This is a genomic window from Acinetobacter sp. YH12136 (genome assembly GCF_013418545.1).
Classification (GTDB): domain Bacteria; phylum Pseudomonadota; class Gammaproteobacteria; order Pseudomonadales; family Moraxellaceae; genus Acinetobacter; species Acinetobacter towneri.
In genome coordinates this window covers 1-7,096 of the sequence record NZ_VPBV01000052.1, presented here as the reverse complement: position 1 = coordinate 7,096, position 7,096 = coordinate 1, and the positions used below count along the sequence as shown (strand labels likewise).

Annotated in this window: 7 protein-coding genes; 3 read left to right on the top strand and 4 right to left on the bottom strand. The window is 43.3% G+C overall.

Annotation, left to right across the window (positions count from 1 at the left end):
• Positions 1 to 454: 454 nt before the first annotated feature.
• The 3 genes from FTU71_RS14190 to def form a co-directional block, all read right to left on the bottom strand.
• Positions 455 to 2,494, bottom strand: coding sequence for a TonB-dependent copper receptor (locus tag FTU71_RS14190; protein ID WP_180112119.1), 2,040 nt, complete (start codon positions 2,492 to 2,494; stop codon positions 455 to 457).
• A gap of 63 nt (positions 2,495 to 2,557) precedes the next feature.
• Positions 2,558 to 2,986, bottom strand: a complete 429-nt coding sequence (locus tag FTU71_RS14185; RefSeq protein ID WP_104853276.1) for a DUF2946 family protein — start codon at positions 2,984 to 2,986, stop codon at positions 2,558 to 2,560.
• Positions 2,987 to 3,093: 107 nt separating this feature from the next.
• Complete coding sequence (def, locus tag FTU71_RS14180) at positions 3,094 to 3,624, bottom strand: peptide deformylase (RefSeq protein ID WP_179994483.1); 531 nt, start codon at positions 3,622 to 3,624, stop codon at positions 3,094 to 3,096.
• A 121-nt stretch (positions 3,625 to 3,745) separates the two neighbouring features.
• Here def and FTU71_RS14175 point away from each other — a divergent pair, with 121 nt between their 5' ends.
• From FTU71_RS14175 to FTU71_RS14165, 3 genes are read left to right on the top strand one after another with little or no spacing between them, the layout of a single operon-like run.
• Positions 3,746 to 4,903, top strand: coding sequence for a LysM peptidoglycan-binding domain-containing protein (locus FTU71_RS14175; RefSeq protein WP_180112118.1), 1,158 nt, complete (start codon positions 3,746 to 3,748; stop codon positions 4,901 to 4,903).
• A 17-nt stretch (positions 4,904 to 4,920) separates the two neighbouring features.
• Positions 4,921 to 6,144, top strand: a complete 1,224-nt coding sequence (gene dprA, locus FTU71_RS14170; protein WP_004970117.1) for a DNA-processing protein DprA — start codon at positions 4,921 to 4,923, stop codon at positions 6,142 to 6,144.
• A gap of 48 nt (positions 6,145 to 6,192) precedes the next feature.
• On the top strand, positions 6,193 to 6,762 hold the full coding sequence (locus FTU71_RS14165; RefSeq protein ID WP_180112117.1) for an L-threonylcarbamoyladenylate synthase: 570 nt from the start codon (positions 6,193 to 6,195) through the stop codon (positions 6,760 to 6,762).
• A gap of 34 nt (positions 6,763 to 6,796) precedes the next feature.
• On the opposite strand, the gene FTU71_RS14160 is transcribed toward FTU71_RS14165, so the two are convergent.
• On the bottom strand, positions 6,797 to 7,096 hold a 300-nt coding region (locus FTU71_RS14160; RefSeq protein WP_179989758.1), incomplete at its 5' end, for an RNA-guided endonuclease TnpB family protein.

The following is a 7,096-nucleotide window of genomic DNA, read 5'->3' as shown; positions in this document are numbered from 1 at the left end:
ATCCACACAAGTTGTTCTTCATAATCTCTTAATGATCTTCTCGATGCTTCGTCAGCATCAAGCTAGGTCGGCTATATTACGCTTTATTTCTAAAGTGTCAACTGGTAATTTAAATTATTTTAAACTTCCTTTCTAATACCCAACTTAACCAAGTTCAATCAAGTCATTGTTTTACCAGAAGTTTTAATCTTCATCACCGCCGATGGATGTGCATTATAGGCCAAATATTTTACCTTGCAAGACTTTTTTCAAAAGAAATATATCGGGTGTTTATTTTATAAACCCTAAAATCAATAAACCACTGTTTTATCTTATAAATTTATTTTAAGAAAAATCTTCTTAATTCTTTAAAACCCAGCCATGAAACGTAACTCAATGTTTTATATGTAATTATTTTTATGCAAAAGCAAAAAGCAGAGCCGAAGCCCTGCTTTTGGTTTAAATAAAGTTCAAATTAGAACTTCATACTGATACGCGCCCAATAGTTACGACCAATATTGTTAAATTGCTCATTTGCAGCAAAACCCAAACCTGCATTACCCATTTTGTTTAAATGCTCGGTATAAGTTTTATCCAGTACGTTATCAATACCCACAGACACATCAACACTTTTATTGAGGTTATAGCTGCCGTTTAAAGACAATACGCCAAAGCCACTGCTTTCTTTCACATCATAGCCCACGATATTACCTTCACGTTCGCTAATACGACTTTGACCATCTACTACACGTAATAATGCACCTAAAGTATATTTATCCTGAACATAGCGCAGGTTTAAACGTCCTTCCAAAGGTGAAATTTGTGGTAACGGCATATTGTTTGTGGTGTTTTCACCCCACGCATACATAGCACTCACATCTGCCTGTAAGGCATCAGTAAATTGATAACCTATACCAACTTCTGCACCTGCAATCGTTGCATCCACATTTCGGGTTTCAGCTTTATTGTTTGCATTGTACTTGGTCAAGATAAAATCTTGAACCAAACCTGCATAAGCCGATGCCCAAGAACTGAATGCGCCATGTTCATGTTGATAACCCAAATCAAGCTGAAGTGTTTTTTCAGTATCAATGCTCTTAAAGGTATTGTCACTACCATTACCTTTAACAGGGCTAAACAATTCCCAATAATCCGGCATACGCTCTACATAGCCCAAACCGACATAAGTTTTAGCATCATGGTGTGGATGTTGATTTTCCAAACGAATAAAACCACTTGGCAAGGTTTCTTTACGTTGTTGAGCCGTTTGTACTGCGTCTACTTCGATCTGATCAACACGTATACCTGTAACCAACTTATTATGATCATTCAGTTCATAACTCAGCTCACCAAAACCACCATAGGATTGAAATTCCATATCGGTTGTTACAGGGAAATTCATTTTCGGCATTGTGGCTGAATACATGCCTTTACCATGCTTATTCTGTTGACTATCAATACCTGTAATAAACTGCAATTTATCCCACTCATGTGTCACCGCCATACGCGCATTTAAAGTACGGCGAGTCACATTCATGGCAGATTTAGCTTCCACAAGTTCTTTAGTCATGTGGTGTTCTGCCATTCCCACTTTACGCAGACTATAATTGTCCATCACATGATCATTAAAACTATAGTTCACCTGCGCTTCAATTTTCTTAATCACATCGGTGATATTTTTCTTTTCTACACGTAGACCCAAACTTTCGCGGTCAAATTCAGAACCGTCCATTGTACGGCCCGCATAAATCACTTCAGCATCACCACGCCCCCCCGTCAGTTCTAGCCAAGTGTTTTCATCGGGTGTCCAACCTAAAGCGAGATCGGCATTCCAACGCTCCCAATCCGAAGGAACAGTCGTGCCATTGCCATCTTTATAGCTGTCTGCCACAGAACGGTTGGCATTTAAACGAATATATTTCTGCGCATCACCCGCAGCCGCTTCAACATTATGATCTAAACGGCCAAATGACCCCATCAAGACACTGGCTTGGCCACGATAGTTTTGACCTTCACCAAATCGCTCAGGCTTACGCTCAAACAATACCGTTGCTGCCGAACCTGTGTTGGCATATTGCACCGTTTGCGGGCCTTTAATGACGGTAATTTCATCAAAACTTTCTGGGGAAATATAAGAGGTTGGTGAATCCATACGACTCGGGCATGCACCCAAGTTTTCAGAGCCATCGGTTAAAATTTTAATACGTGAACCAAACATGCCACGGAAGGTCACATCACCATTGGTACCCGCACCACTGTTGACCGCACTAAAGCCGACGATGCTTTGTAAATAGTCTGCACCATCTGTGGCTGGAATCGGCTGAATGGGTTGTTTTGGATTAGCACGAACCACCAAACCATTAGCATCATTGCCCTGTTGTGCGGTTGCAACAATAGGCGCAAGGCTATGCGTATTTGCAGACAGCATACTTTGATCGGCAAACGCACTTGCTGAATAGCAGGCAACACAAACTGCAGCCGCAATGGGCTGTAATAAAAATTTAGGCTGAGCCATTTTATTTCTCACTTCAAAACATAAATACAGTTAGGGTCAAAGCAGACCCGAAAAACATTGAATTTATGCAAAGTGAGGTGGAGCACGTCCCTGCGGAAGCAAAAAGAGTTGCTGAAGTGCAAACCAAACGTGTTGAAAACGTTTTTGGAAAGCCAAAAGGCGCACTTGAATACGATCAAGCACTTCTTTCAGCTCTAATTCAGGTGGTAGGACTAAATTGCCATATACCGTACAGTACTGACATTGATGTGAAGCATCGTGATGATGATGTTCGTTTTGTGTCGTAACTTGTTGTTGATCTGCATGTAGATGTGAGCTGTGCACATCATGCCCCACAGCAGTCATTGTTTTGTGTGGCAACAAAAGTGCACGCGTGATGGTTTCACAGACTGGCGCAACTTGATATTGCTCAGGCAGCAAAGGCTGTAAAAATACAGCAATCTGTAAAAAAACTGCGATAAATGAAAGCAGTAAGCCACTACGCAACAACAAAAACATCTATCCTGAATTTGTGTGGCGCAAGTATAACAAAGCCCAATCGAAATTGGGCTGATTTTTATGCTTTGGTCTAAACATGGACAACTAGATTGTGGTTTGTTTTAACGCTTCACAGCAACTTTTTCTTTCTGACGCTGGCGCACTACTTTTTCCACTTTTTCACGGGCACGCTGTCTTTTGAGTGGTGATAAATAATCGACAAATAATTTACCATTTAAGTGATCCATTTCATGTTGGATACAAACAGCGAGAAGTTGATCTGCTTCTAGCGCAAAGGATTGGCCCTCAAGGTTAATCGCTTCAATTTTTACACGTGACGGACGCTCAACTTTGTCGTATATTTGAGGCACTGACAAACACCCTTCTTCATACGGTTGGGTCTCTTCAGTCAATGCGGTAACTTTGGGGTTAATGAAGACCATGGGTTGATCTTTATTTTCAGATAAATCCATGACAATGAGCTGAATATGATGATCGACCTGTGTGGCTGCCAGACCAATTCCTGGTGCGGCATACATCGTTTCAAACATATCTGCAGCCAGCTGACGAATTTCGTCGGTGACTTCTTCGACGGGTTTGGCAATGGTACGCAAACGGGGATCCGGGAAACTTAAAATAGGTAATAAGGCCATAGGACGTCCTCACTGATATGCCATTGATCAAAAAACCGAATGAAGGAATGCTTCATCAAAAAAATGTGTGTAAGATCGTTATTATAACGCAACTACATACATAATTTTAGGAATTATGATAATGAAAAAGGTTTTGACAGACACATCCTCTTTTCGTGTCTTGGGGTTTAAAAAGCAAGTTTTAGCACTCGCGGTATGTCTCATAGTGGGACTTAGTGCGATCAGTGTGGCTGAAGCAGCACCTGCACGAAACATCAATCCGCCTGCCTTAAAAGCCAGCGCACCAAATGTGTATGTGGTAAAAAAAGGCGATACCTTATGGGATATTTCCAAAAAATTCCTGAACAACCCATTACGTTGGCCTGAAATTTGGGCAAGTAACCGTCACGTAAAAAATCCACACTGGATTTTCCCAGGTGACCGTTTGTTGATGTGTACCTACGAAGGTCGCCCTATTATTGGTAAAGATGAAGGCGATGGCTGTGAAGGCATTATTCGTCGTTATGCAGGCAAGAGCACCAATTTACAGCCGCAAATTCGCGTGGAGTCTTTAAATAATACCATTCCTGTGATTCCACTTGACTACATCAAACACTGGTTAGAGCGCAGCAGCATTATTGCCGCAGATGCGTTACAAGGCACACCATATATTTTAGGTACTTCTGATCAACGTGTTTTAGCTGCTAAAGGTCAAAGTGTGTATGCACGTGGTGCAGGTCTGGAAGTAGGTCAACGCTACGGTGTATATCGTGAAGGCGAACCGTACATGCTGACCGATGCCAATGGTCAAAAATTCAATGCAGGCATTGAACTCACTCAAGTTGCTGCAGGTATTGCAGTACGTGGTGAAAATGACATCACCACACTTGAATTGACCGATACCTACAATGCCGAAGTGCGTCGTGGTGATCGCGTCTTACCAATTTATGACCCAATGCTGCCAACCCTGTTCTACCCAACGCATGCTGAAAATGTCAGCACAGGTGGTCAGGTGCTACGTGTGATGGGTTCGATTGGTACTGCAGCAAAACACAGTGTTGTGGCAATTGATCGCGGTACATTACATGGCGTGCAATCTGGTCATGTGTTTAGCGTAGCGCAAAAAGGCGAAGTGGTCACCGACCCGAAAACCAAAGAACGTGTTCAGCTTCCGGGCGAACGCATTGGCAATATCATGGTCTTCAAGAGCTTTGACCACATTAGCTACGCCTATGTCTTAGACAGCGAATTGCCTATTAAAGTCGGTGCCAGCCTACAAGCACCACGAATGGACGACTAAAACGGTTTAAGATGGTGATGTTGAATTCATTCAGCCCACAGCAAATCAACTACATTTTGTTGTGGTATTTGGTTCAACATTCACTGTCTAGTTTTTCCAAACTCGTACAACATTATGGTTCCGTGGCTGCCGCAGTGCAGCCCGAACACCTCCTCACATGGTCAGATGTGCGCATTCATGCCAACCATCTACAACGCGCCAAAGAATATCTCAGCCCAACAGGGCAACTCGCCTTTGAACAATGTCTGAATCAACTGCAACAGCAGTGCGATTTTATTCTAACTTTGGACGATGCGGACTATCCCAATCAGTTACGACCCTATTCCAACAAGCCACCCATTTTATTTGGGCAAGGCAATGCACAGGCTTTGTTGCAAGCGCAAATTGCGATTGTCGGCAGTCGCAAAGCCAGCCCGCATGGTCGGCAAGTGGCTTATGATTTTGCTTATTATTTAAGTGAACAAGGGTTCTTTATCAATAGTGGTTTGGCACAAGGTATTGATGAAGCCGCACATCAAGGTGCTTTGCAACATCAACGTACCATTGCAGTCATGGGCACAGGTTTGGACAGCACTTATCCAAGTGCACATCACAGCCTGCGCCAAAAAATTGTAGAATCTGGTGGTGCCGTGATTACGGAGTTTTTACCGCAGACCAAGCCCTTGCAGCAACATTTTCCACGACGTAACCGTATTGTCAGTGGACTAAGTTTAGGCGTGATTGTTGCTGAAGCCAGTTTAAATAGTGGCTCGCTGATTACCGCGAAACTAGCAGCGGAGCAAGGCAAATTGATATTTGCCATTCCTGGACATATTTATAGTGAATTTCATCAAGGTTGCCATCAATTGATTCGTGAAGGTGCAATTTTGGTCGACCATCCTGAACAAGTGATTGAGGATTTAGCCCTGCCAACCCAATGGCAATATCAACAAAACCAAATAGCATCAAGCCAAAATCAGACTACAGCAGCTTCAACAAAAGCAAAATTATCTACACCACCGACTGAAGCAATACTTCAAACCACCACAACAAAAACAGCAGATACAAGTACACCGCATATTCCCGAGCATTTATTGGCACTGTATCAACAACTGGATTGGGTCGGACAAAGCATCGATCACTTGGCACAGCAACTGAATTTAGATATTGCCACACTCACCAGCGCATTAATGGAACTGGAACTCATGGGCTTCTGTTTACAACAATCAGGTTTATATCTGCGTTGTCGTCCACTCAAATAAGGTTCACAATAAGCGCCTATTTCACGTTTCTGTTTAGGTAAAACTCCCATGATTACAACTTCTGTCACCGAAGCCGCTGCATGTCTACAACAAGGACAGGTACTGGCCTATCCTACAGAGGCGGTTTGGGGATTGGGATGTGATCCATATAATCAACAGGCATTTTTGGAAATTTTGCGTCTGAAACAGCGTCCGATTGAAAAAGGTGTGATTTTACTGGCAGGACATCTGTCACAAGTAGAGCATTTGCTGCAGGATTTAAACCCCGAAATGCGAGATCGCGTAATTGCGTCATGGACGAATACTTATCCCACAGATCGAGCAACCACCTGGCTATTACCCAGCACAGCCGCAGTTCCAGAGTGGATTACAGGTCAACACCCCAAAGTAGCGGTGCGCGTAACCAATCATCCTTTATGTATGGCGTTATGCCATGCCTTTGATGGCTTTATTGTATCGACCAGTGCCAATCCTGCGGGACTTGCCCCTGCACGCTCTTTGCAAGAGACAACGCAATATTTCCATCAACAATTGCACTACTTAAATGGTGATTTGGGTTTAAGCCAGCAACCTAGCCGTATTTTAGATGCAGAGAGTGGGGCAGTGATTCGCGCCTAGCTTTAGACAAATTTTAGTTGACATCCTCCCCGACCTAAAGGACGGAGATTCCTACTGCTAGACGCTCATGCCCGAGCGCAAGAATATTCAGTGCGGAATTTACATCCCGATCATGGAGCGTACCACACTCCACACACTGCCATTCTCTTATTCCAAGTCCTGCTCTACCTTCCGGACTACTGGAGCGTGAGCCACAGCACGAACAAGTTTGGGTGGTATAGGCTTCATTGACTTCTTCATAACATACCCCTGCGTTCTCGCATTTATACTTGAGCATGGTTCTTAGTGTTGTCCAACTGGCATCTAGCACTGATTTAGCCAATCTGGTTTGTGC